The organism is Billgrantia desiderata, from assembly GCF_900108215.1.
Taxonomy (GTDB): Bacteria; Pseudomonadota; Gammaproteobacteria; order Pseudomonadales; family Halomonadaceae; genus Halomonas; species Halomonas desiderata.
The window spans coordinates 114,211-138,684 of the sequence record NZ_FNVC01000002.1; the positions used below are offsets into that span (position 1 = coordinate 114,211).

Genomic DNA, 24,474 nt, shown 5'->3' on the forward strand with positions numbered 1-24,474 from the left:
CATAAAAAACCTGCCGCTCGGGCAGGCTTGGATAAAGGTTGTACAAAAGGTTGGTTAGAAGGCGCGGGCCGGCGTGCAGCAGCTCACCAGACGGCACGGCTCGCTGCCGGGATTGCGGAAGCGGTGGGGCACGTTGGTGTCGAAGTAGTAGGCTTCACCCGGGCCGAGCAGGCGGGTTTCGGGGCCAATGGTGATCTCGATGGTGCCCTCCAGCACCACGCCGGCTTCCTCGCCCTGGTGGGCGATCATCTCGCGGCCGGTGTCGGCGCCGGGCGGATAGGTCTCGACCATGAAGGCCAGCGCGCGGCTGGCACGATTGGCGCCGACCAGCTTGTAGACGACCTCGCCGCTGCCCACGTCGGCCAGCTCGTCGGCGGTGTAGAAGACCTGGTCGCGGCTCTCCATGTCCATGGTGAAGAAGTCGCCGACGCTGATGGGGATGGCATCGAGGATCTTCTTCAGCGAGCTTACCGAAGGGCTCACCTTGCCCTGTTCGATCAGCGACAGGCTGGAATGGGTGACTCCGCAGCGCTTGGCCAGCTCGCGCTGGGAAATGCCGCGCAGGGTGCGCAGGGCGCGCAGGCGTGCGCCGACGTCGTCCGACATGCCGATCTCCTAATCCCGCGGGCGGCGCCCAGGCGCCGCCCGCCATGCCTCAGCAGAGGGCATCGAGCTTCTGCTTGAGCAGCTCGTTGACCTGTTGCGGATTGGCGGTGCCGCGCGAGGCCTTCATCACCTGGCCGACGAAGTAGCCGATCATCTTGCCGCGCTTGTCCGGCTCGGCGTCGCGATACTGGGCCACCTGGGCCGGGCTGTCGGCGATCACCTGATCGATCATCGCCTCGATGGCGCCGGTATCGGTGACCTGCTTGAGCCCTTGGGCCTCGATGATGTCGTCGGCGCTGGCGCCCTGGCCGTTCCACAGCGCCTGGAACACCTGCTTGGCGGCCTTGCCGTTGATGGTGTCGTCGAGCACGCGAGCGACCAGCTCACCCAGCTGACGGGCCGAGACGGGGCTGTCCTTGACTGCCAGGTTCTCGCGGTTGAGCGCGCCCGCCAGTTCACCCTGCACCCAGTTGGCGGCCTGCTTGGCGTCGCCGCAGACCTCCCTCACCTCGTCGAAATAGTCCGCCATCTCGCGGGTGGCGGAGAGCACGCTGGCATCGTAGGCCGAGAGGCCCAGCTCGTTCTCGAAGCGGGCGCGCTTCTCGGCCGGCAGCTCCGGCAGGTTGTCGCGCAGATGATCGATGTAGGCCTTGTCGAGCACTACCGGCAGCAGGTCGGGGCAGGGGAAGTAGCGATAGTCGTTGGCCTCCTCCTTGGTCCGCATACTGCGGGTCTCGTCGCGCTCGGGGTCGAACAGGCGTGTCTCCTGCACTACCTTGCCGCCATCCTCGAGCAGCTCGATCTGCCGCTCCACCTCGAAGGCGATGGCGCGCTCGACGAAGCGGAACGAGTTGACGTTCTTGATCTCGGCGCGGGTGCCGAAGGCTTCCTGGCCCTTGGGCCGAACCGAGACGTTGACGTCGCAGCGCATCGAGCCCTCGGCCATGTTGCCGTCGGAGATGCCGAGGTAGGTGACGATGGAGTGGATCGCCTTTAGATAGGCGGCGGCCTCCTTCGCCGAACGCATGTCTGGCTCGGAGACGATCTCCAGCAGCGGCGTGCCGGCTCGGTTCAGGTCGATGCCGGTCATGCCGTGACCCTTTCCACTGGAGAAGAGTTCGTGCAGCGACTTGCCGGCGTCTTCCTCAAGGTGCGCGTGGTGCACGCGGATCGGTTTGGTGGTGCCGTCCTCCAGCGTGATCTCGACCACCCCGGCGCCGACGATGGGCTGGTACATCTGGCTGGTCTGGTAGCCCTTGGGCAGGTCGGGGTAGAAATAATTCTTGCGGTCGAACACCGAGACTTCGGGAATCTCGGCGTGGATCGCCAGGCCGAACTTGACCGCCATGGCCACGGCTGCCTCGTTGAGCACCGGCAGCACGCCCGGCAGCCCCAGGTCGACGGCGCAGGCCTGGGTGTTGGGCTCGGCGCCGAAGGCAGTGGAGGCGCCGGAAAAGATCTTCGAGCGAGTGGCGAGCTGGACGTGAACCTCCAGCCCGATCACGGTTTCCCATTGCATCAGGCGTTCTCCTCGGCGAGCGCGGGGCGTTGACGGTGCCAGTCGGTGGCCAGCTGGAACTGATGGGCGACGTTGAGCAGCCGCGACTCGGTGAAGTGGCTGCCCAGGATCTGTAGCCCCACCGGGCGCTTGCCGACGAAGCCGGCCGGCACGCTCATGCCGGGGATGCCGGCGAGATTGATGGCGATGGTGTAGATGTCCTGCAGGTACATCTGCACCGGATCCTTGTTGGCGCCGAGGTCGAAGGCCGGGGTGGGCGAGGCGGGGCCCATCAGGACGTCGACCTCCTCGAAGGCGTCGAGGAAGTCCTGACGGATCAGCCGGCGTACCTGCTGGGCCTTCTTGTAGTAGGCGTCGAAGAAACCCTCGGAGAGGGTGTGAGTGCCGATCAGGATGCGGCGCTTGACCTCGTCGCCGAAGCCCTCGGCGCGGCTGCGCTTGTACAGGTCGATCAGGTCCACGGGGTTGGCGCAGCGGTGGCCGAAGCGCACGCCGTCGTAGCGCGACAGGTTCGACGAGGCTTCCGCCGGGGCGATGACGTAGTAGGCCGGAATCGCGTAGTGGGTGTGCGGCAGGCTCACCTCGCGCACGCTGGCGCCGAGCGATTCGAAGACCTTGATCGCCTCGCGCACGGCGGCTTCCACCTGCGGGTCGAGGCCGTCGCCGAAGTACTCGCTGGGCAGGCCGATCTTGAGCCCGGAAAGCGCGGTGCCGAGCTCTTCGGTGTAGTCGGGCACGCCGCGCTGCACGCAGGTGGAGTCGCGCAGGTCGTGGCCGGCCATGGCGTTGAGCAGCAGGGCGCAGTCCTCGGCGCTGCGAGCCATGGGGCCGGCCTGGTCGAGGCTCGAGGCGTAGGCGATCATGCCGTAGCGCGACACCCGGCCGTAGGTGGGCTTGAGCCCGGTGATGCCGCAGAAGGCCGCGGGCTGGCGAATCGAGCCGCCGGTATCGGTACCGATCGCCGCCGGTACCAGGCCCGCCGCCACCGCCGCGGCGCTGCCGCCGGACGAGCCGCCCGGCACGGCGGCGAAGTCCCAGGGGTTCTTCACCGGGCCGTAGTGGCTGTTCTCGTTGGAGGAGCCCATGGCGAACTCATCCATGTTGGTCTTGCCCAGGCTGACGGTACCGGCGGCTTTGAGCTTCTCGACCACGGTGGCGTCGTAGGGGGCGATGAAGCTGTCGAGCATCCGTGAGCCGGCGGTGGTCTTCACGTCCTGGGTGCAGAAGATGTCCTTCAGCGCCAGCGGCAGGCCGGTGAGCGTACCGGCCTTGCCCGCGGCACGGGCGGCGTCGGCGGCATCGGCGGCGGCCAGAGCCTGCTCGTGGGTCACGGTGATGAAGCTGTTCAGCTCGCCGTCGAGACGGTCGATGCGGCCGAGCAGGTGCTGGGTCAGTTCGCGGCTGGAAAAGTCGCCGGCGTCGAGCGAACGGGTCAGTTCGGCAAGGGTCTTGTCATGCATGCGGCATGGCTCCATGAAAGCGTGCCGTTGAAAGAGAGGCGAATGCGGCGCCGATGGGCGCTGCCTGAATGGCGACCGGGATCACTCGACGACGCGAGGAACCAGGTAGAGCCCATTTTCCACGGCCGGAGCGCACTGCTGGAAGCGGCTGCGCTGGTCGCGCTCGGTGACTTCGTCGGCGCGCAGGCGCTGGGTGACGTCGAGCGGATGGGCCAGCGGGGCGACCCCTTCGGTGTCGAGTGCCTGGAGCATGTCGACCATCTCGAGAATACGGCCTAGGTCGTCCACGTAGCGGGCGGCCTCGTCGTCGGTCAGGCCGAGCCGGGCCAGATGAGCGGCCCGCTGCACGTCTGCGTGTTCAAGCGCCATGAGCTGAGTGTCCTCGCACGGATGGAGTGTTATGAACAGCGGGAAAAGGTACCATATTCGAGCCATGGCGGGCACTCTTCTCGCATCTGGAGCGGCCTATGTCGCTTGCTGCACTGAGGCGGCGATGATACCGTTTGCATCCGCACTGGTCCCGGTCTGCACTAGGTAACGACGTCCATGTTCAAACGCTTGAGGGGGCTGTTCTCCAGCGATCTTTCCATCGATCTGGGTACGGCCAATACACTGATTTACGTTCGCGGTCGCGGTATCGTGCTCGATGAGCCGTCCGTAGTGGCCATTCGCCAATCCGGCAACATGCGCAGCGTGGCCGCGGTTGGCGCCGATGCCAAGCGCATGCTGGGCCGTACGCCGGGCAACATCACTGCGATTCGTCCGATGAAGGATGGCGTGATTGCCGACTTCACCGTTACCGAGCAGATGCTCCAGCACTTCATTCGCAAGGTGCACCAGAGCACTTTCCTGACGCCGAGCCCGCGGGTGCTGGTCTGCGTACCCTGCATGTCGACCCAGGTCGAGCGCCGGGCGATCAAGGAGTCTGCGGAAGGGGCCGGTGCCCGTGAAGTGTTCCTGATCGAGGAGCCCATGGCCGCCGCCATCGGCGCCGGCCTGCCGGTGGACGATGCCCAGGGCTCGATGGTGGTGGACATCGGTGGCGGAACCACCGAGATCGCCATCATTTCGCTGAATGGCGTGGTCTATTCCGAATCGATCCGTGTCGGTGGCGACCGCTTCGACGAGGCGATTTCCGCCTACGTACGCCGTCACTACGGCAGCCTGATCGGCGAGGCCACCGCCGAGCGTATCAAGGAAGAGATCGGCTGTGCCTACCCCGGCGGCGAACTGCGCGAGATCGACGTGCGCGGCCGCAACCTGGCCGAGGGTATCCCGCGCAGCTTCACGCTGAACTCCCATGAGATCCTCGATGCCCTGCAGGAGACGCTCTCCTCGATCGTCGCTGCGGTCAAGAGCGCGCTGGAGCAGTCGCCGCCCGAACTCGCCTCCGACATCGCCGAGCGCGGCCTGGTGCTGACCGGCGGCGGCGCCCTGCTGCGCGACCTGGACAAGCTGATCTCCGAGGAGACCGGGCTGCCGGTCATCGTCGCCGAGGATCCGCTGACCTGCGTGGCGCGCGGGGGCGGCAAAGCGCTCGAGATGATCGACCGGCACACTTTCGAGCTGCTCTCGAGCGATTGACGCCGCAAGGCCGTTTTCCAGTGCGAATCGACGTATGAACAGGTGCGGCCGGGCGTGCCGCGCCCGGTGCGGGGGGAACGTCTATTAAACCGCTGTTCTCGCACGGTCATGTGCCTGGCTACCGCATGCTGCTGTGTGTGGTAGCCGCGTCTGCCTTGATGTTCGTCGATCATCGTTTCACCCGCATGGAAGAAGTGCGGGCTCAGCTCACCACCGTCGTGGCGCCGATTCAGTGGCTCGTGGCGCTGCCCAGCGACGTGCTCACCTGGGGCTCGCTGGCGCTTTCCGAGCAGCGTGCCCTGGTGGAGGAGAACCGCCGCTTGCGCGAGCAGATCCTGCATCTGTCGCACCGGGTCCAGCACATGTCGAGCCTGACGGCCGAGAACGTGCGCCTGCGCGAACTGCTCGGTGCCGCCGCTCGTCTGGAGGCTCCCTATATCACTGCCGAGCTGCTCTCGCTCGACTCCGACCCGTTCACCCATCAGATGGTGATCGACCGCGGGCGTCGCAACGGGGTCTACGTGGGGCAGCCGGTACTGGATGCGTCGGGGCTGGTGGGGCAGGTGACGGCGGTATCGGCCTATTCCAGCCGGGTGCTGATGGTGGCCGACGCCAGCCATGCACTACCGATTCAGATCAACCGTAACGGTCTGCGCTTCGTGCTGCAGGGCAGCGGCCAGTACGATGCCCTGAGAGTGATACACGTGCCGGATACGGCCGATATTCGCGAGGGCGACCTGCTGGTAACCTCGGGGTTGGCGGGACGCTTCCCGCCGGGTTATCCCGTGGCCAGGGTCACCGAGGTGGTCCACGACCCGGGACAGCCCTTTGCCCGAGTGACGGCCGAGCCCGTCGCGCGCCTGCAGCGTTCCCGTCACTTCCTGCTGGTGTTCCCACCCGATCCGGCGCCGGTGCCTGACGATGAAGTGTGGGACCTCGAGTTGCCCGATGAGCTGGTGGACGAAGCCACGCTGGAGGAGTCGAACTGATGCCGAGCGGATCGACCACGGCGCTGCCCTGGATTTGGCTCACCCTGCTGCTGGCGCTGTGCCTGCAGGTGATGCCGCTGGCCGAGGGCTGGCAGATCTGGCGCCCGGACTGGCTGGGGCTGATGCTGATCTATTGGTGCATGGCCGCCCCCGCCCGGGTCGGGGTCTTCCACGGCTTCGTGCTCGGCATCCTGCTCGACCTCATCGAAGGTGCCCCGCTGGGGCAGAACGCCTTGACCCTGTCGCTGCTGGCCTTTCTCTCGGCTTTGATCTATCCGCGCTTTCGCACCTACTCGCTGGTGCAGCAGGCGCTGCTGATTCTGGTGCTGCTGGGGCTCGTGCAACTGGTCGAACAGTGGCTGCGCACCCTGTTCGGTCCGTTCTCGATGCATCTTGCCTTCCTGATCCCTTCGCTTATCGGCGCGGCGCTGTGGCCGTGGCTTGCGACCATGTTCCAGGCCTTCGAGCGCCGCTTGGTCCGGCATGACTGAGGGCCGGCCCGGAAGCCACGAGACGCCGGCAGCGGCCGTGCTGTGCCTGGCATCGGCCTCGCCGCGACGCCGCGAGCTGCTGGCCAGCATCGGCGTCGGCGTCGAGGTGCGGCCGGTGGACATCGATGAGACGCCGCTGCCCGACGAGCTGCCCGAAGCCTATGTGCTTCGCCTGGCCCGGGAGAAGGCGCTGGCGGGCAGCCGTCGATCGACGCTGCCGACGCTGGGGTCGGATACCGCTGTGGTTTGCGATGGGCGGATACTCGGCAAGCCTGCCGACAGGTCCGAGGCGGCGACCATGCTGCGTCTGCTGTCGGGGCGCGTCCACCAGGTGCTCACCGCCGTGGCCGTGACGGGGCCGGCCGGGCTGCTCGAGACCTGCGTGACGACACGGGTCTTCATGCGCGAGATCGACGACAGCGAAATGGCGGCTTACTGGGCGACCGGCGAACCTGCCGACAAGGCTGGCGGCTATGCCATCCAGGGTTTGGCGTCGATCTTCATCGAGCGCATCGAGGGCAGTCACTCCGCGGTCGTCGGGCTGCCGCTTTACGAAACGGCGCAGCTGCTGGTACGACAGAACGTGCCGCTTTGGTGTGGTGCTGTCTAGCCGCATCACTATGTCATAATGCGGCTATTGAACTGGACAAGGATTTCCGCATGAGCGGCGAAGTACTGATCAACCTGACGCCGATGGAAACCCGCGTGGCGGTGGTGGAAAACGGCGTGCTGCAGGAGGCGCTGATCGAGCGTACGCGCCGACGCGGCATCGTCGGCAACATCTACAAGGGACGCGTGGTGCGGGTGCTGCCCGGCATGCAGGCGGCCTTCGTCGACATCGGCCTCGACCGTGCGGCTTTCATCCATGCCCATGAAGTGATGCCTCCCGGCACCCCGCCGGAGGAGCAGGCCACCATCGGCCAACTGCTCCACGAGGGGCAGGCGCTGGTCGTCCAGGTCACCAAGGATCCCATCGGTTCCAAGGGCGCACGTCTCACCACCCATCTGTCGGTTCCTTCACGCTACCTGGTCTACATGCCCGACTCCCCGCACCACGGCGTGTCGCAGCGCATCGAGGACGAGCGTGAGCGAGAGCGCCTGCGCGAGCTGCTCGAACTCTGCCAGCAGGAGCAGGAGATCGAGATCACCGGCGGCTTCATCGTGCGTACGGCGGCGGAGAACGTGGGCAAGGAGGAGCTCTTCTCCGACATGCACTTCCTGCTGCGGCTGTGGCGCAAGGTCAGCGAGCGCAAGGTGACCGCGCCGGCACCCAGCGTGATCTACGACGATCTGCCGCTGTTCATCCGTACCCTGCGCGACCTGATGCGCGACGAGATCGAAAAGGTGCGCATCGATTCGCGGGAAAATTACGTCAAGCTGCTGGAATTCGCCGAGGAGTTCATGCCCGACTCCTCGGCACGCATCGAGTACTACCCCGGGGAGCGGCCCATCTTCGATCTCTACAGCGTCGAGGACGAGATCCAAAAGGCGCTGGGGCGCAAGGTGCAGCTCAAGTCGGGCGGCTATCTGGTGATCGACCCGACCGAGGCGATGACCACCATCGACGTCAACACCGGCGGCTACGTGGGGCACCGCAACCTCGAAGAGACCATCTTCAAGACCAATCTCGAAGCGGCCAACGCCATCGCCCGACAGCTGCGGCTGCGCAACCTGGGCGGCATCATCATCATCGACTTCATCGACATGGAGGACCCGGAGCATCAGCGCCAGGTGCTGCGGGTGCTCGAGAAGGCGCTGGAGCGCGATCATGCCAAGACCAAGTGTACCGGGGTCACCGAGCTGGGGCTGGTGCAGCTGACCCGCAAGCGCACCCGCGAGAGCCTCGAGCAGACCCTGTGCGAGTCGTGTCCCACCTGCGGTGGGCGGGGCACCCTGAAAACCGCCGAGACGGTGTGCTACGAGATCTTTCGCGAGATCCTGCGCGAGGAGCGTGCCTACAACGCCGAAACCTACATGGTGCTGGCATCCCAGCCGGTGGTGGATCGGCTGCTCGATGAGGAATCGGCTGCGGTCGCCGATCTGGAGGCCTTCATAGGCAAGACGATTCGTTTCCAGGTCGAGGCGCACTATTCCCAGGAGCAGTACGACATCGTGCTGATGTGAGCGGCCGATGCATCCTTTGCGTCAGGTAGGCCGCTGGAGTCTCACCCTGCTGGCCGTGCTGCTGGCCCTGGTCGCGGTGCTGCTGGTGGCGCTGCGGCTGGCGCTCACCCAGGTCGACCAGTTGGCGCCGCGCGTCGAGCGGTTGCTGGAGGCGCGTACGGGGGCAACGGTAGAGCTGCGTGAATTCGACGCCGGACTGGCCCGGCTCGACCCCGTGATGACGGGTGGCGGGCTCACCATGAGCACGCTGCCGGGGGAAGCCGGCCTGCCGCTGCTGGAAGTCGAGCATGCGCAACTGCGGCTGGATACCGCAGCCAGCCTGCGCACCGGTGTGCCCGTGGTCGCGGATGCGCGTCTCCGCGGGCTCACGCTTCACCTCTATCAGGACGAGCAGGGCGGCTGGCACTGGCCGGATCCCGCCAGGATTCCTCCTGAGCTTCTCGAAGGCGATTTCGATCTCGAGCGGCTCGACTTCTGGGTCGGGCTGCTGCTGCGACAGCGCGCCTGGGTGGAGGACGTGAGGCTGGTGCTGCACGGGCGCGAGCGGCGGGTCGACATGCTCGCGCCGCGCCTGCTGCTCACCGGCGACGAGCGGCGTGCCCATCTCGAGGGCGAAGTGCATCTCGAGGGGCAGGAAGAGGCCACGCTGCAGGCCGTGCTGGAAGTGTTCCCCGGACCCACCGGATTCCGCGATTTCAGCGCCGCCCTCCAGGCCGACATGAAGCTCGACACGCTGATCGATCTGGTCGAGGTGTTCACCCTCGACGACCCCCTGCGCCTGGAGGACGCCAGCGGTGACGTCACCCTCTGGGGTCGCTGGCATCGTGGAGCGCTGGCCGATGCGCGGCTGGATATCGACGTGCCGCGGCTGGTGCTGCGGCGTGACGACGAACCCATCGTGCTGGAGCCGCTCAGAGCCCGCGGTCAGTGGCTGCGCAACGACGAAGGCTGGGAGGCGTGGCTGCAGGGTGACGCTGCGGCTGCCGACTGGGCGGAGCCGCATGAGCTCGCAGACGAGCGACAGCCGGCGCTGCCGCACTTCTGGCACATGCGCTACGACGACGACGAGGGCTGGTGGCTGACCACCAGCCAGTTCGAGCTGGCGTCGCTGGCGGCCTGGCGCGAACGCATTCTGCTTCCCGAAGGGTTGGTGCGCACCATCGACGCCCTGGAGCCTCGCGGGCTGATCTCCGGACTGGGCGTGGGCCGGCGCAACGGCCACTGGCTGGCTCAGGCCGCGCTGCATCGGGTCGAGGTGGAGCCGTGGGACGAAGTGCCGGGCGGTGGACCTCTCGATGCCTGGGTCGAAGCGCGGGATCTCTCGGGGCGAATCGAGTTCGTCGGTGTCGGTGACCCCGCGTTCAAGGTGCCAGAGCTCTATCCGGCGCCGATGGAACTCTCCCATGCCAGCGGCGAGGTGCGCTGGACCTACGAGGGGCCGCGCACCTTCGTCAGTGGACGAAATCTCATGGCCGGCTGGCAGGGGGCTGAAGTGGAGGGCGGTTTCGGCCTGGCGATCGGCGGTGGCGTGCATGGCGGCCTGGGGCTCGACTTGCGCTTCCGCAACGCCGATGCCCTGGAGCGTCCGCTGGTGGACTGGCTACCTGCCGACGTGTTGGGCGAGGAACTCGATGCCTGGCTCGCGGCCGGTGTGGCCGGCCGTGTGCCGTATGGCGAGCTGAAGCTGCATCTGCCGCTCCGACGTGGCGGCAGCGGCATCGAGCCGCGACTGCAACTGGACCTCGAGATCGAGGAGGGCAGGCTTCCCTTCGACCCTCGCTGGCCGGTGATCGAAGGTCTCGAGGGGCGACTCACCGCGGGTATCGGCACTCTCGATGCCGAGGTCTATCACGCCGAGAGCCTGGGAGTCCTGGGGCGCAACGGGCGGGTCACCATCGAGGATGACGTGCTGCACGTGATCGGCGACCTCGCGTCCGATGCCGATGGGATACGCCGCTACCTGCGCGCCATCCCCGTCGACGGCATGGAGCAGGTCGACGATTGGCGCGGGGAGGGGAGCGCCAGCGGCAGGATCGAGCTCAGCACCCTGCTGGGAGAGGACGACGGCTTTCGGCTCGACCTCGAGACCGACGTCGACATGCAGCGGCTCGTCTACCTGCCGCTGGAAGTGCCCCTCAGTGATGTGAAGGGGCCACTCGCCTGGCGTCAGCGCGATGACGACGGCGGGCTCGAGGGGCGCCTGGAAGGGCGCCTGTTCGGCGGGCCGATCAATGCCGACATCGATACCCTGGCCGGGCGTGTCGAACTGGATGGCGCTGCCGAGGTGGCGCGGATACTGCAGCGCTTCGATGCCACCGCCCTGGCCGGTGGGGTGTCGGGGCGTCTGCCCTGGCGGGCGCGCTTCACGCTTGGTGAAACGCGCAATACGTTCCGCTTCGACAGCAACCTGCAGGGTGTCGCCATCGACCTGCCGTCGCCGCTGGGCAAGTCGGCCGGCGAGAGTCGTCCGCTGTGGGTCGAGGCCGATCTCGATCAGCAGCGAGTGGAAGCGGAAATGGGCGGCGATGCCCGCCTGCGCTGGCGCGGCCTGCCGTGGTCGGATATAGGCCAGGGCCAGTTCTGGTTGGGGCGACTGCCGGAAGCACCCAGTTGGCCCGAGCAGGAGGGCTGGTCGGGCACGATATACCAATCCCGCCTCGACCTGGTGGAGTGGGGCGCGGCGCTGGCACCGATGCTCGATGGAGGAGCGCCGGGGGGTGATGGCCCTGGGGCGCTGCGTTACCTGCGGGTGGACACCGCCTGTCTCGTCGGCCCGGAGGATTGCCTGGGCGTGATGTCGGCCGAAGCGCGTCCGCACACGGGCGGCGGCTGGCGCATAGGCCTGCGGGGAGATCTGCTCGAGGGCTATCTCGATTATCGTCCCTTTCTCGCCGAGCCGCTGGACATCGCGCTAGACCGTTTGACGCTGGACGGCCTGCTGCCCGCCGAGACGCAAGACACCGGCAATCTTCTCGCGGAGCTGGATGTGCCGCCGGACCCGACGCCGTTGCCCGGCTGGGTCGGCGAGGTACCCAACGGCCGGCTGCGACTGGCGGAGATCCTGTATCAGGGCCGGGTGATCGGCCCGCTCACGGCCCACTGGGAGGGCTCGCCGCAGCGGCTCAGAGTGGCGCCACTGGGGCTCACCCTGGGGCAGATCTCGGCGCGGGGAGAAGTGATCTGGGAGTCCGCCGGTCCGGGCGACAGCCTGACCCGCTCACGGCTCGACCTCGATGGGCGCGACCTGGGTACGGCGCTGGAGCGGCTCGGTCAGCCGGTCTCGATTCGCAGCAACGAGACACGCGTACGCAGTCAACTGGCCTGGCCGGGGCCGCCCTGGCAGTTCGCCCTGGCCCGCTCGCGTGGCAGCGTCGAGGCGGAGCTGCGCAATGGACGCTTCGTCAACCTGGAGTCTCCCACGGCGCGGGTCGTGGGTCTGCTCAACGTCGACAACCTGGTACGACGGCTGCGCATGGACTTTTCCGACGTGACCGGCCAGGGTACGGCCTTCGATCATGTCATCGGGGCTGCTACCCTGTATGGAGGCGTACTGGAGACGACCGGCCCCATCAGGATCGACGGCCCGGCCACGTCCTTCACGCTGGAGGGCACCGTCGACCTCTCGCGTCGGGAACTGGACCAGCGACTGGGCGTCACAGTACCCGTCAGCAGCAGTTTGCCGCTTGCGGCGGTGATTGCCGGTGCGCCGGTGGTAGGTGGCGCGCTGTTCATCGCCGATCGACTCTTCGGCAGCGCCATCGACCGAGTCACCCGAATTCACTATCGCGTGCGCGGTCCCTGGACCTCGCCCGACATCACCTTGGAAACCGCAGAATGACGACATCCTCATCCGCTCTGCTCGATACCGCCGCGGAGATTCTGTTGCACCCCGGCGGACTGGACGTCGAGGCGCTCGACGCAGGTCTTGGCCATGTGCTGACCCCGGGCGTCGACTATGCCGATCTCTACTTTCAGCGCAGCTGGCACGAAAGCTGGGTGCTCGAGGATGGTGAAGTCAAGGAAGCGAGCTACAACATCGACGGCGGTGTGGGCGTGCGCGCCATGGCCGGCGAAAAGACCGGCTTCGCCTATTCCAACCAGATTACCGCCGATGCCCTGGCGGAAACCGGCCGCACGGCGTCCGGCATCGTGCGCAGCGGCGCCAGCCTGTCGGTTGCGCCGCGCATCGCGACCGGCGCAGAGCTGCGCTACGCCACGGTCGACCCGCTGTCGGGTCTATCGGCCGAGGAGAAGATCGCGTTGCTCAAACAGGCCGATCGCGTGGCGCGCGCCGCCGATCCCGCCATCACCCAGGTCAGCGCTTCCCTGACCGGCGTTCATGAGGTCGTGCTGGTACGTGCCAGTGACGGCACCCTGGCGGCGGACGTGCGCCCGCTGGTGCGCTTCAACGTCAGCGTCATCGCGGTGAAGAACGGCCGTCGCGAGCGCGGCAGCGCCGGTGGCGGTGGGCGCTACGCCATGTCCCGCCTGCGTGACGACAACGCCGCCGAACGCTTTGCCAAGGAAGCGGTACGCCAGGCCCTGGTCAATCTGGAGGCGGTGGACGCCCCCGCCGGACAGATGCCGGTGGTGCTCGCGCCCGGCTGGCCCGGCATCCTGCTGCACGAAGCGGTGGGGCACGGCCTCGAGGGCGACTTCAATCGCAAGGGCAGCTCGGCCTTTGCCGGGCGCCTGGGTCAGCGGGTGGCGGCTCCCGGGGTCACGGTGGTGGACGATGCCACCCTGGCCGATCGGCGCGGCTCCATGAGCGTGGACGACGAAGGCACGCCGGGCCAGTACACCCCGCTGATCGAGGACGGCATTCTCACCGGCTACATGCAGGACAAGCTCAACGCCCGGCTGATGGGCATGCAGCCCACCGGCAACGCCCGGCGCGAGTCGTTCGCCCACATGCCGATGCCGCGCATGACCAACACCTACATGCTGGCCGGTCAGGACGACCCGGCGGAGATCATCTCGAGTGTTCGCCGCGGCATCTATGCGGTCAGCTTCGGCGGTGGCCAGGTGGACATCACCTCGGGCAAGTTCGTGTTCTCGGCAAGCGAGGCCTACCTGATCGAGGACGGCAGGATCACCGCGCCGGTCAAGGGGGCGACGCTGATCGGTAACGGGCCGGAGGCGATGGGACGGGTATCGATGATCGGCCACGATCTGGAGCTCGACACCGGCATCGGCGTATGCGGCAAGGAGGGGCAGGGCGTGCCGGTGGGCGTGGGCCAGCCCACCTTGAAGCTTGATGAGCTCACCGTCGGCGGCACCGCTTCATGAGTGAACGTGCCTGCCGCCTGACCAGTCCCGAGCGGCGAGTGGTTTAAAGCCCCGCCGTCTCGCGGATGAGTCGGAACAGCTTGCGCGCATTGGCCGGGGGCTTGCCCCGCTCACGCTCGTTCTTGGCGTTGCGGATCAGCTGGCGCAGGGCCTGACGGTCGACGTCGGGATGCTCCTCGATGAAGGCTTCGACGGCATCGTCGCCCTCCTCGATGAGGCGGTCGCGCCACTTCTCGAGGCGATGGAAGGCCAGGTCGCGATGACGTTTCTCCTGCTCGACCTCGTCGAACACCGCCTGGATCGCCTCGAGATCCTCGCGCCGCATCAGCTTGCCGACGTACTGCATGTGGCGACGGCGCCCTTCATGAGAGCGGATGCGGGAGGTTTCCTCGACGGCGGCGAGCATGTCCTCGGACAACGGGAAGCGGGCGCGCTCGGTCGGCGTCATGGCGATGATCTGTTCGCCCAAGGCCTGCAGCGCGTGCATTTCGCGCTTGAGCTGGGACTTGCTGGGCCGTTCGTCGGAGCTTTCGTCGGAGAAAGTGGGAATGTCCTGGGTCATGCCGCATCCAAGTGATGTGAGGGCCGGCTTCGGGCTGGCCATCGGGTGATGAATAGGGTCGAATGACCGCAGTATATCAGTCCGTCGCGCTGCGGCGGGAACAGACACGAACGGATACCGGCGCTGCCGGTGGATGAGGGAGATGAACATGAGCAAGGCTTTCGATGCCGCCGCCCAGCAGGCGCTGCTGGAGTCGCGTGCCGAGCAGGCGCTGGCGCTGGCGCGACACCTGGGAGCCGATGCCTGTGAGGTAGGGGCCAGCGTCGACCAGGGTATCGGCATCAGCGTGCGGGAAGGCGAGGTGGAATCCGTCGAGCTTTCCCGCGATCAGGGTATTGCCGTGACCGTCTACCTGCGTGGCCACAAGGGCAGCGCTTCCTCCACCGATGCCGGTGAGGCGTCGATCCGCGAGGTCGTGGAGAAGGCCATGGCCATTGCGCTCTACACCGGTGAAGATCCCGCCGCGGGCCTGGCCGACGCCGAGCTGATGGCCACCGAGCTGCCCGACCTCGACGTGCACCACCCCTGGCCGCTCAGCACCGAGCAGGCCATCGAGCTGGCGCTGGCCTGTGAAGCGGCAGGCCGCGCCGAGGCGGGCATACGTCAGTCGGAGGGTGCCTCGCTCTCCAGCGGCGAAGGGGTGAGGGTCTACGCCAACAGCCATGGCTTTCTCGGCAGCCAGCGCGGCAGCCGCCACTCGCTCTCCTGCATGCTGATCGCCGAGGATGCGAGCGGCATGCAGCGCGACTACGACTACACCAGTGCACGTAACCCGCGTGAACTGCGCGACGCCGAGTCGGTCGGCCGCAAGGCGGCCGAGCGCACCCTGCAGCGGCTGGGGGCGCGTCGGCCCGCCACCGGGCGCCTGCCGGTGATGTTCGATGCCACCGTCGCCAGCGGTCTCGTCGGTCACCTGATGAGTGCCATCGCCGGCGGTTCGCTCTATCGTCAGGCCTCGTTCCTGTGCGATCGGCTGGGAGAGAGGCTGTTTCCCGACTGGTTCACGCTCGGCGAGCGGCCCATGGAGCGCGGTGCCATGGCCAGCTCCCCGTTCGACAACGACGGCGTGCAGACTCGTGACAACGTTTTCATCGAAGAGGGGCGTCTGGCCAGCTACATGCTGTCGGCCTACAGCGCACGCCGCCTGGGCCTGCAGACCACGGGCAACGCCGGCGGCGCCCGCAACCTGCGGATCGCGGCACCGCTGGCGGCGCGCGAAGAGCTGTTGGCCCGCATGGGGCGTGGGGTGCTGGTGACCGAGCTGATGGGCCAGGGGGTGAACGGCGTGACCGGCGACTACTCCCGCGGAGCGGCTGGCTTCTGGGTCGAGAACGGTGAGATCCAGTATCCGGTCGAGGAGTTCACCATCGCCGGCAATCTCGAGACGATGTTCAAGGGCCTGCAGGCCGTGGGCAGCGACATCGACACCCGCGGCAGCATTCACACCGGCAGCTGGCTGATCGACGAGATGACCGTGGCAGGCAGCTGAATCGTATATTGGGCCTTACCGCAAAAGCTCGCGGATGAGCGAGCGATGGTCAGACCAGGCGAAGCCCGATGAGCACTGCGAAGAGGGCTTCGACGCCACATGGCCGAGCGCAGCCATTCCTAAAGATCCTCATCGAAGCGGGCCTCGAAGAGAGCCTCGATGGCCTCGAGAACCGCTTCCGCATCCGCACCCTCGGCGTTGATGTCGAGTTCGGTGCCGCACGGGGCGCCGAGCATCAGCAGGGCCATGATGTTGGTGGCCTCGGCCTGCTGGGCGCCTCGGCAGACGAACACGCGTGCATCGAAAGGCTGGCAGCACTGAACCAGCTTGGTGGCAGCGCGTGCATGGAGGCCGCGTTTGTTGGTCAGAGTCAGCTTGCGGCTGGGCACGCTCAGGTTTCCTTGCGGTCGGATGGCGCTGCGGTCATCTCCTGCGTGGTAGAGACCGGTATATGGATGCCGAGCTCGCGGTGGCGCAGACGCACGTCGGGCTGCTGCTGGGCGAGGTGGCGGGCGAGGCGCTCGGCCAGGTACACCGAGCGATGCTGGCCGCCGGTGCAGCCGATGGCGACCGTGAGATAGCTGCGATGGCTGTCGCGATAGGCCGGCAGCCAGCGCTCGACCCAGGTGACGATGTCCTCGTGCATCTGGTGGACCAGAGGGTACTGTTCGAGAAACTCCACGATGCTCGCTTCGCGGCCGGTCGCCGCGCGCAGGCGCGGGTCCCAGTAGGGATTGGGCAGGCAGCGCGCGTCGAACACGATATCGGCGTCCAGCGGTACGCCGCCCTTGAAACCGAACGACTCCACCGTGAGGGTCAGTTGGTCGGCGCGATGGCTGGCCACCTGTTCGGTGATGCGCCCGCGCAGGTCGTGGACCGAAAGCCGCGAGGTATCGATGATCAGGTCGGCCAGGTTGCGAATCTCGCTCAGCGTCGTGTCTTCAGTCTCGATCGCCTCGCTCAGGGTCATGTCCCGGTCGCGGGTCAGCGGGTGCCGGCGCCGGGTGGCGGAGTAGCGCTCGATCAGGATTCGCGCATCGGTGGTGAGGTAGACGATCTGGCAGTCGACCTGCTTGGCACGCAGCTCCTCCAGCAGCCTGGGGAACCGTTCCAACGCATGAGGAAGATTGCGTGCATCGATGCTTACGGCGATGCACTGCTGTACCGTGGGTGAGCCGCGCAGTTCATCGACCAGGGAGCCGAGCAGCATCGCCGGCAGGTTGTCGATGGCGTAGTAGCCGATGTCTTCGAGCGCCTGCAGTGCGATCGACTTGCCGGAGCCTGAGCGGCCGCTGATGATCACAAGCTGCATTACGTTTCTCCTGATCAGGGGCTGGCCGAGCGGCTGGGGATGGCGGTCAGGCCGAGGACTGTCGTCGAATGGCGCCGATGAGACGCTCGTGAAGTTCGCGCTGGCTTTCGCACTTGCGCAGTTGCGAACGGGTCTCGGCATCGTTCATCACGCCGGCGACCTGGCTCAGCAGCGACAGATGCGTGTCGTCGGCCTCCTCGGGTACCAGCAGCACGAAGACCAGATCGACCGGCTCGCCGTCGATGGCGTCGAAATCGATGGGCTCGGCCAGCTTGAGGAAGGCGGCGACTGGGCTGTGACAGTGCGGGCTTCGCGCGTGCGGGATGGCGACGCCGTTGCCGATGCCGGTACTGCCCAGCCGCTCACGGCCGATCAATCGGCCGAAGACCTCCTGGCTGTCGAGGCTCGGGGTGTTCTGCGCAATGAAGGTGCTGAAGAACTCCAGCACCCTCTTCTTGCTGCCCCCGGGAACGTCGAACAGCGCGCGCTCAGGGGGCAGTATGTTTTCCAGTGTCATGGCAACTCAGCGAATGCCGGCGCCCTGGGCGCGGGCCTGGGCCTTTTCCTTGTGCTTGACCAGTTGACGATCGAGCTTGTCGGTCAGCGCATCGATGGCGGCGTACATGTCCGGGTCGGAGGCTTCGGCATGCAGATCGGCACCGGCGGCATGCAGCGTGCAAGCGGCCTGCTGGCGCTCCTTCTCGATCGAGAGGGTGACCTGCACGTTGGTGATGTTGTCGTAGTGCCGTTGGACGCGGTTGAGCTTTTCGCTCACGTAGTCACGCAGGGAATCGGTCAGTTCAACATGATGGCCGGTAATGTTGACTTGCATGACGAGCTCCTTCGTCCTTCGAGTGGTGGTTTGATTGTAACCCTTTTTGCCTCCTTGCAAACCCCTCCGAACGACGCTCTTGTCCGGCGTCAACGCTGCGCGCCGAGTTCAACGAAAGCGCTTGCGTTCGCTCGAGGAAGGTATTCCCAGCGCTTCACGATACTTGGCCACGGTGCGGCGCGCCACCTGAATGCCGTCGTCGGCCAGCAGCTCCACCAGACGACTGTCGGAGAGCGGTTTGCGCGGTGGCTCGTCGGCGATCAGCTTGCGAATGCGGGCGCGAATCGCGGTGCTGGAGTGAGCATCCCCCTCGCCGTTGCCGCCAACGTGGCTGGAGAAGAAATACTTCAGCTCGAACACGCCGCGCGGCGTGTGGATGAACTTCTGCGTCGTGACCCGCGAGATGGTCGATTCGTGCATCTCCACGGCCTGGGCGATGTCGGCCAGTACCAGCGGCTTCATCGCCTCCTCGCCCTGCTCCAGGAAGTCGATCTGGCGGGCCATGATCTCGCGCCCCACTCGCAGCAGGGTGTCGTTACGGCTGGCCAGGCTCTTCATCAACCAGCGGGCTTCCTGCAGGTGATCCTTGAGGAACTGGTTGTCCTGACTCTTGTCGGCGCGGCGCACCAGGGCGACGTAGTCGGGCTGGATGCGCAGGCGTGGCAGCGCTTCGGCATTGAGCTCCACGCGCCAGCCGGACTCGTCGTGATAGGCGACCAGGTCGGGGGTGATGTAGTTGCTGCCGACCTCGGCATAGGCGCTGCCAGGGCGCGGGTTCAGCGAGCGCACCAGGGCAATGGCGTCGTCGAGGGCCTCGTCGTCCAGGCTCAGGCGCCGCTTGAGCAGGCGACGGTCGTCGGCGGCCAGGGCTTCGAGGAACTGGCGCACCAGGCGGCGTGCCTGGGGCAGCAGGGGCGTATCGTCGGGCAGGGTGGCGAGCTGCAGCATCAGGCATTCGCGCAGGTCCCTGGCGAACACGCCGGTGGGTTCGAACTGCTGCAGGCGCAGCAGCACCTGCTCGACCTCACGGGTAGGCAGCCCCTCGAGGCCCTGGCGACGCAGGCCGTCGCGGATCTCTTCCAGCGGCTGGGTCAGGTAGCCGGTGCCGTCGACGGCATCGATCAGGCTTTCGGCGATCTGCCGCTGACGCTCGTTCACATCGATCATCGCCAGTTGCCACATCAGGTGGCCGGCCAGCGTCTGTCCCGCGGCCTGGCGTTCGAAATCGGGGCCTTCGCCGGTGGCGCCGCCGGCGCCGCTGCCATGATCCGGATAGGTATCCGTCCAGTCGCTGTCGGTGGAGAGCTCGCCGGGAATTTCGCTGGCCCAGTCGTCGCTCTGGGGCTCGCTGACGGCTTGTTCGCCGAAGCCGTCGTCGAGCTCGAGCATGGGATTGGACTCGAGGGCCTGCTGGATCTCCTGGCGCAGGTCCAGGGTGGAGAGCTGCAGCAGCGCGATGGCCTGCTGCAGCTGTGGGGTCATGGTCAGCTGAGTGCCGACTCGCAGTTGCAAGGATGCTTTCATGGCCATGAGAATAATGGGCTCATCTGCCGGAAAGACTCTACCCTAGACTGGCCGACGATCACTTGCAAGAGCGCAGAGCTGCAATAAGCATGCCATCGGCAATATTCATGCCCGTTAGGGAATTTTAATGTAAGATCATGCTCTTGTTTGTTGGGTCGGAATGCGCTATGGGCAGGGGCGCTGCTATAGACGGAAGTCTTCGCCGAGATAGACTTCCCTTACCCGACGGTTGGCCAGAATGGCCTCGGCATCGCCTTCCGCGATGATCTGACCGTCGCCGACGATATAGGCCGAATCGCAGATATCCAGCGTCTCGCGGACGTTGTGATCGGTGATCAGCACGCCGATGTCGCGGGCCTTGAGTTGGCGGATGATGCCTTTGATCTCGCCCACCGAGATCGGATCGACGCCGGCAAAGGGCTCGTCCAGCAGAATGAAGGCCGGCTCGGTGGCCAGCGCGCGGGCGATCTCCACGCGCCGCCGCTCACCGCCCGACAGGCTCATGCCGAGGTTGTCGCGGATGTGCGTGACGTGAAAGTCCTGCAGCAGCTGCTCCAGGCGCTGATGACGCCCTTGTCGATCCAGATCCTTGCGGGTCTCCAGGATGGCCATGATGTTGTCGGCCACCGAGAGCTTGCGGAAGATCGAAGCCTCCTGCGGCAGGTAGCCGATGCCCGCCTTGGCCCGCTCGTGCATGGCGCTCTTCGAGAGGTCGAGGTCGTCGATGCAGACGTTGCCGGCATCGGCCTTGACCAGGCCCACGATCATGTAGAACGAGGTGGTCTTGCCGGCTCCGTTGGGGCCGAGCAGCCCCACCACGCAGCCCTGCTCGATGGAGAGGCTGATGTCGTGCACCACGCGCCGGCGTTTGTAGCTCTTCGCCAGGTGGCGGGCGTGCAGGGTCTTCATCGCCATCTCAGCGCTCCGGTTGCAGGGTCATGCGGATACGCTGGCGTCCTTCGACGCCTTCGCTCTCGGCGCGGGCCTGGACCACGCGACGGTCGAGGAAGTACTCGAGATAGCCGCCATCGAAGGTATCTCCGCCCTGGTGCAGCTCGGCACGGTCGATCAGCTCGACGCGGCGTTCGGCGGCGTGATAGATGACGGTGCGTCCCCAGCCGCGTACCACGGGTTGGTCGGGATCGGGCTGCTGCTCGAGGTAGGCGCGCTCGCCGCGGGCCGTGGCGCGGGAAAGCTCACCGGCCGCATTGCGCCGGAGTTCGACGCGGTCGCCGGTGATGCGCATGGTGCCCTGGCGAATGTCCACGTCGCCGGTGTAGACCGCCGTGCCGGCAACGTCGTCGAGATCGAGCCGGTCGGCTTCGATATGAATGGGCTGATCGGCGTCGCGCTGCTGGGCCATGCTCGCGGCAGGGCTCCATGCCAGGCCGATCAATGCCAGGGTGAGCAGCGTGCGAGGCGTCGACGGCTTGCATCGCTTCATGGCGTGAGTTCCTCCAGGGTGACGGGGTCGGCCTGTCCCGGCTGAGCGCCTTCCGGGGGGTGATAGCCGCGCACATTGTCGGTCAATCGTGCCCGGTTGTCATGGATCCAGGCGTCGAAACGTTCGCCGCGCATGTGCTGCGGCGGCTGCTGCAGCAGCGCCGGCGTATCGCTCCAGGCGTGTCCGACGTTGGCGTCGTAGTGCAGCACCTCGGTGTCGAGCTGCCAGCGCTCCTCGGGGGCGAAGAGACGGGCGTCGCCGGTAAGCGTCAGCGGGTTGCCACCCGGGCCGAGCCGCCCCTCCTGGCCGCTGGCCACCCACAGCCGGCCCTCGCGGTCGATCAGGTGCGCCAGCGGCGTGACGGCGCGTGTCACGTCGTCGTGGGGAGTGTGTACCAGGCGCGGGCTCTCCAGCCGCTGGTGAGCGCGGCCTTCGATATCGAAGCGCGTCAGGCGGGCCTGCTCAAGGAAGTAGTCGGGCTCGCCGGCTTCGTCGGTGGGTACCGGGCCGGGGGGTGGGGGCTGCCATGGGTCCAGCCAGGTGATCAGGCCGCCCAGCGCCAGCAGCAGCAGAAACAGCCAGAGACGGAACGAGGGGCGCGGCAGACGACGCAGCATCGGCGGGGCGACCTCAGCGCTTGCCGTGCAGGTAAGTGTCGATCAGGGCGTCGCGATGCCCCTGCGCCTCGAGCAGCAGATCGCAGATCTCGCGCACTGCGCCATGGCCGCCGCTGCGCTCGGTCACGTGATCGGCCAGGGCACGGATGTAGGGCGGGGCGCCGGGCACGGTGATGCCGACACCGGTGCGTTGAATGGGCGCCAGATCGGGCAGGTCGTCACCGCAGAAGGCGACCTGCTCGAGTTCGAAGCCCTTGCGATTGCACAGCTCGCGCAGCGTGGCGAGCTTGTCCTCGCAGCCCTGAAAGACGTGGTCGACGCCCAGGGCGGCAGCGCGATGGCTGACCATGGGCGACTCCCTGCCGGTGATGAAGGCAACCTGCAGTCCGGCGCGGCGCAATAGCTTGATGCCCAGGCCGTCCTGGGTATGGAACGCCTTGATCTCGACGCCGTCGGCCTGGAAGTAAAGCCGCCCGTCGGTGAGCACGCCATCCACGTCCAGGGCGAGCAGGCGAATCTTGCGCAAGCGGTCGAGCAGACGCGGGTCGAGGGTCGAGGTGGCGAGCGCCATGGGCTCTCCTTGTCAGAGTGAAGTCAGATCACGCCGCTTCGCAGCAGGTCGTGCATGTGCAGGGCACCGATCGGGTGGCCTTCGTCATCGACCACGGCCAGCGCCGTGATCAGGTTGTCTTCCATCACGCGCACCGCTTCGGCGGCCAGCACGTCGGCGCTGATGCGCTTGCCGGGACGGGTCATGACGTCGTCTACCGTCAGCCGGCTCAGATCCTGGTGCTGATCGAGCGTGCGACGCAGATCGCCGTCGGTATAGACACCGATCAATTGATTCTGCTCATCGACGACGCAGGTGAAGCCGAGGCCCTGGCGGGTAATCTCGAGCAGGGCGTCGCGCAGGGGGCTGCCCAGCGGTACGCGGGGCAGCCGGTCGCCCTGGTGCATCAGGTCGCCGACGCGCAGCAGCAGGCGCTTGCCCAGGCTGCCGCCCGGGTGCGACATGGCGAAGTCCTCGGCGGTGAAGCCGCGTGCCTCGAGCAGTGCCACCGCCAGCGCATCGCCCAGCGCCAGGGCAGCGGTGGTGGAGGCCGTCGGCGCCAGATCGAGCGGGCAGGCCTCGCGTTCGACGCCGGCATCGAGATGGGCATCGGCGTGACGAGCCAGGGTCGAGTCGGGGCGTCCCGTCATGCTCACCAGCGGCGTGCCGATGCGCTTGAGCAGCGGCAGCAGGGCGGTGACTTCTGCCGTCTCGCCGGAGTTCGACAGGGCCAGTACCACGTCGCCGGGGGTGATCATGCCCAGGTCGCCGTGGCTGGCCTCGCCTGGATGCACGAAGAAGGCAGGGGTGCCGGTGCTGGCCAGGGTAGCGGCGATCTTGCCGGCGACATGGCCCGACTTGCCCATGCCGGTCACCACCACCCGCCCCTGGCAGGCGAGTATCAGCTCGCAGGCACGGTCGAAGTGGCTGTCGAGGCGTCCGGCCAGCGCGGCGACGGCCTGCTCCTCGATGTGCAGGGTGCGGCGGGCGCTGGCCCGCATGGGCGAGTCCTCTGCCGCTGGGGCGTTCTGATCTGTCGGCGTTGCAGTGTCGTTGGTCATGCGCTGATTGTTGTCCTTTGCGAGGAATCGCTCAAGTGGCACCGCCGGCGGCCGCGGCCAGCCAGGTCAGATAGACCAGGTAGATGCCCAGGAAGAGCGCGCCGGGCAGGCGCCCGAGCCGGCCGTGGCGGAACCACAGCAGGAGCATGCCCATGCCGAGAGTCAGCAGCAGCATGATCGGAAAGTCGCGGCTGGCGGCGGCGGGGTCGATCGGGCCGGGCGCCAGCAGGCCGGGAATCGGCAGCACGGCCAGTAGGTTGAACAGGTTCGAGCCGATCACGTTGCCGATGGCCAGGTCGTGGTGGCGCTTGATGGCGCTGGCAATGCAGGCGGCGAGCTCGGGCAGGCTGGTGCCCACTGCCACGATGGTGAGGCCGATGATCAGTTCGCTGACCCCCAGGCCGCGGGCCAGCTCGCTGGCGCCCCATACCAGCGTGCGCGAGCTGAGCGCCAGCAGGACGAGCGTGAAGGCCAGCCAGGCGAGAGCCTTCTGGAGCGTCATCGCGGGTATGGCGTCGTCCGCCGGAGCGTCGGGAGTGTCGGCACGCAGCAGCCACCACAGGCTGAAGACCAGTAGCAGGCCCAGGAACAGTGCGTCGAAGCGTCCCAGGATGCCGTTGGCCAAGGCATAGCCGGCCAGGCCGGTGGCGCCCAGCAGCAGGGGCAATTCACGCCGGACCATCGAGAAGCGTATCGGGATCGGGCGAATCAGGGCGGTCATGCCCAGTACCAGGCCGATGTTGGCGATGTTGGAGCCCAGGGCGTTGCCCGTGGCCAGGTCGGGCAGGCCATCGAGAGCGGCAAATACCGCTACCACCATCTCGGGGGCCGAGGTACCCAGCGCCACCACGGTCATGCCGACCAGCATGGCGCTAAGCCCGGTGCGACTCGCCGTGGCGGCAGCGGCATTGACGAAGCGGTCGGCGCTCCACACGAGTACGGCAAGGCCCAGGGCGATCGCGATGGCAGGCAGCAGCATGATGAAGGGTCGCAGCTAGGATACGAGGTGGCACATTAGACG

General features: G+C 66.9%; 24 protein-coding genes. 8 read left to right on the plus strand and 16 right to left on the minus strand.

Annotated elements, in window-relative coordinates:
• Nucleotides 1-54: 54 nt before the first annotated feature.
• The 4 genes from C4S71_RS02860 to gatC form a co-directional block, all read right to left on the minus strand.
• Entirely contained in the window at nt 55-606 is a 552-nt protein-coding gene (locus C4S71_RS02860) for a cupin domain-containing protein (RefSeq protein WP_103968152.1), read from the minus strand.
• 49 nt (nt 607-655) lie between these two features.
• Nucleotides 656-2,125 (minus strand): Asp-tRNA(Asn)/Glu-tRNA(Gln) amidotransferase subunit GatB, encoded by a 1,470-nt coding sequence (gene gatB / locus C4S71_RS02865; protein WP_103968153.1) that lies wholly within the window; start codon nt 2,123-2,125, stop codon nt 656-658.
• Nucleotides 2,125-3,585 (minus strand): Asp-tRNA(Asn)/Glu-tRNA(Gln) amidotransferase subunit GatA, encoded by a 1,461-nt coding sequence (gene gatA, locus C4S71_RS02870; RefSeq protein WP_103968154.1) that lies wholly within the window; start codon nt 3,583-3,585, stop codon nt 2,125-2,127. Before gatA ends, gatB begins: the two co-directional genes overlap by 1 nt.
• Before the next feature lie 81 nt (nt 3,586-3,666).
• On the minus strand, nt 3,667-3,954 hold the full coding sequence (gene gatC, locus C4S71_RS02875; RefSeq protein WP_010629196.1) for an Asp-tRNA(Asn)/Glu-tRNA(Gln) amidotransferase subunit GatC: 288 nt from the start codon (nt 3,952-3,954) through the stop codon (nt 3,667-3,669).
• 177 nt (nt 3,955-4,131) lie between these two features.
• Between gatC and C4S71_RS02880 the strand changes: the two genes are divergently transcribed.
• The 7 genes from C4S71_RS02880 (at nt 4,132) to tldD (ending at nt 14,062) form a co-directional block, all read left to right on the plus strand.
• Nucleotides 4,132-5,169 (plus strand): rod shape-determining protein, encoded by a 1,038-nt coding sequence (locus C4S71_RS02880; protein ID WP_010629195.1) that lies wholly within the window; start codon nt 4,132-4,134, stop codon nt 5,167-5,169.
• Between the two features lie 110 nt (nt 5,170-5,279).
• On the plus strand, nt 5,280-6,158 hold the full coding sequence (gene mreC / locus C4S71_RS02885; protein WP_371832018.1) for a rod shape-determining protein MreC: 879 nt from the start codon (nt 5,280-5,282) through the stop codon (nt 6,156-6,158).
• A complete protein-coding gene (gene mreD / locus C4S71_RS02890) occupies nt 6,158-6,649 on the plus strand; it encodes a rod shape-determining protein MreD (RefSeq protein ID WP_086509863.1) in 492 nt (163 codons plus the stop codon). The genes mreC and mreD overlap by 1 nt, the downstream gene beginning before the upstream one ends.
• On the plus strand, nt 6,642-7,259 hold the full coding sequence (locus C4S71_RS02895; RefSeq protein ID WP_103968155.1) for a Maf family protein: 618 nt from the start codon (nt 6,642-6,644) through the stop codon (nt 7,257-7,259). The genes mreD and C4S71_RS02895 overlap by 8 nt, the downstream gene beginning before the upstream one ends.
• Nucleotides 7,260-7,309: 50 nt before the next feature.
• Nucleotides 7,310-8,773 (plus strand): ribonuclease G, encoded by a 1,464-nt coding sequence (gene rng / locus C4S71_RS02900; protein ID WP_086509861.1) that lies wholly within the window; start codon nt 7,310-7,312, stop codon nt 8,771-8,773.
• A gap of 7 nt (nt 8,774-8,780) precedes the next feature.
• Entirely contained in the window at nt 8,781-12,611 is a 3,831-nt protein-coding gene (locus C4S71_RS02905; protein WP_103968156.1) for a YhdP family phospholipid transporter, read from the plus strand.
• Nucleotides 12,608-14,062 (plus strand): metalloprotease TldD, encoded by a 1,455-nt coding sequence (gene tldD / locus C4S71_RS02910; RefSeq protein ID WP_086509859.1) that lies wholly within the window; start codon nt 12,608-12,610, stop codon nt 14,060-14,062. The genes C4S71_RS02905 and tldD overlap by 4 nt, the downstream gene beginning before the upstream one ends.
• Nucleotides 14,063-14,105: 43 nt before the next feature.
• Here tldD and yjgA read toward each other — a convergent pair whose 3' ends face one another.
• Nucleotides 14,106-14,624, minus strand: a complete 519-nt coding sequence (gene yjgA, locus C4S71_RS02915) for a ribosome biogenesis factor YjgA (RefSeq protein WP_086509858.1) — start codon at nt 14,622-14,624, stop codon at nt 14,106-14,108.
• A 148-nt stretch (nt 14,625-14,772) separates the two neighbouring features.
• Between yjgA and pmbA the strand changes: the two genes are divergently transcribed.
• Entirely contained in the window at nt 14,773-16,113 is a 1,341-nt protein-coding gene (gene pmbA / locus C4S71_RS02920; RefSeq protein WP_103968157.1) for a metalloprotease PmbA, read from the plus strand.
• A 119-nt stretch (nt 16,114-16,232) separates the two neighbouring features.
• Here the strand turns inward: pmbA and C4S71_RS02925 are convergent, their stop codons facing one another.
• From C4S71_RS02925 to C4S71_RS02975, 11 genes are all read right to left on the minus strand, one after another.
• Nucleotides 16,233-16,502: an HPr family phosphocarrier protein gene (locus tag C4S71_RS02925; protein WP_086509856.1), complete on the minus strand. Its 270-nt coding sequence runs from the start codon at nt 16,500-16,502 to the stop codon at nt 16,233-16,235.
• A 2-nt stretch (nt 16,503-16,504) separates the two neighbouring features.
• On the minus strand, nt 16,505-17,425 hold the full coding sequence (gene rapZ, locus C4S71_RS02930; protein WP_086509855.1) for an RNase adapter RapZ: 921 nt from the start codon (nt 17,423-17,425) through the stop codon (nt 16,505-16,507).
• Between the two features lie 46 nt (nt 17,426-17,471).
• The gene (gene ptsN, locus C4S71_RS02935) at nt 17,472-17,942 is read right to left on the minus strand and encodes a PTS IIA-like nitrogen regulatory protein PtsN (RefSeq protein WP_103968158.1); all 471 of its coding nucleotides are present in this window, start codon (nt 17,940-17,942) and stop codon (nt 17,472-17,474) included.
• Nucleotides 17,943-17,948: 6 nt separating this feature from the next.
• Entirely contained in the window at nt 17,949-18,257 is a 309-nt protein-coding gene (hpf, locus tag C4S71_RS02940) for a ribosome hibernation-promoting factor, HPF/YfiA family (protein ID WP_086509853.1), read from the minus strand.
• Between the two features lie 108 nt (nt 18,258-18,365).
• Entirely contained in the window at nt 18,366-19,787 is a 1,422-nt protein-coding gene (locus tag C4S71_RS02945) for an RNA polymerase factor sigma-54 (protein ID WP_086509852.1), read from the minus strand.
• A 177-nt stretch (nt 19,788-19,964) separates the two neighbouring features.
• On the minus strand, nt 19,965-20,690 hold the full coding sequence (lptB, locus tag C4S71_RS02950) for an LPS export ABC transporter ATP-binding protein (RefSeq protein ID WP_086509913.1): 726 nt from the start codon (nt 20,688-20,690) through the stop codon (nt 19,965-19,967).
• Nucleotides 20,691-20,697: 7 nt separating this feature from the next.
• On the minus strand, nt 20,698-21,225 hold the full coding sequence (gene lptA / locus C4S71_RS02955; protein ID WP_086509851.1) for a lipopolysaccharide transport periplasmic protein LptA: 528 nt from the start codon (nt 21,223-21,225) through the stop codon (nt 20,698-20,700).
• A complete protein-coding gene (gene lptC, locus C4S71_RS02960) occupies nt 21,222-21,842 on the minus strand; it encodes an LPS export ABC transporter periplasmic protein LptC (RefSeq protein WP_103968159.1) in 621 nt (206 codons plus the stop codon). Before lptC ends, lptA begins: the two co-directional genes overlap by 4 nt.
• 13 nt (nt 21,843-21,855) lie before the next feature.
• Complete coding sequence (locus C4S71_RS02965) at nt 21,856-22,413, minus strand: KdsC family phosphatase (protein ID WP_103968160.1); 558 nt, start codon at nt 22,411-22,413, stop codon at nt 21,856-21,858.
• Between the two features lie 23 nt (nt 22,414-22,436).
• On the minus strand, nt 22,437-23,393 hold the full coding sequence (locus C4S71_RS02970) for a KpsF/GutQ family sugar-phosphate isomerase (protein WP_176342838.1): 957 nt from the start codon (nt 23,391-23,393) through the stop codon (nt 22,437-22,439).
• Nucleotides 23,394-23,484: 91 nt separating this feature from the next.
• Nucleotides 23,485-24,432 (minus strand): calcium/sodium antiporter, encoded by a 948-nt coding sequence (locus tag C4S71_RS02975; protein ID WP_103968161.1) that lies wholly within the window; start codon nt 24,430-24,432, stop codon nt 23,485-23,487.
• Nucleotides 24,433-24,474 lie beyond the last annotated feature (42 nt).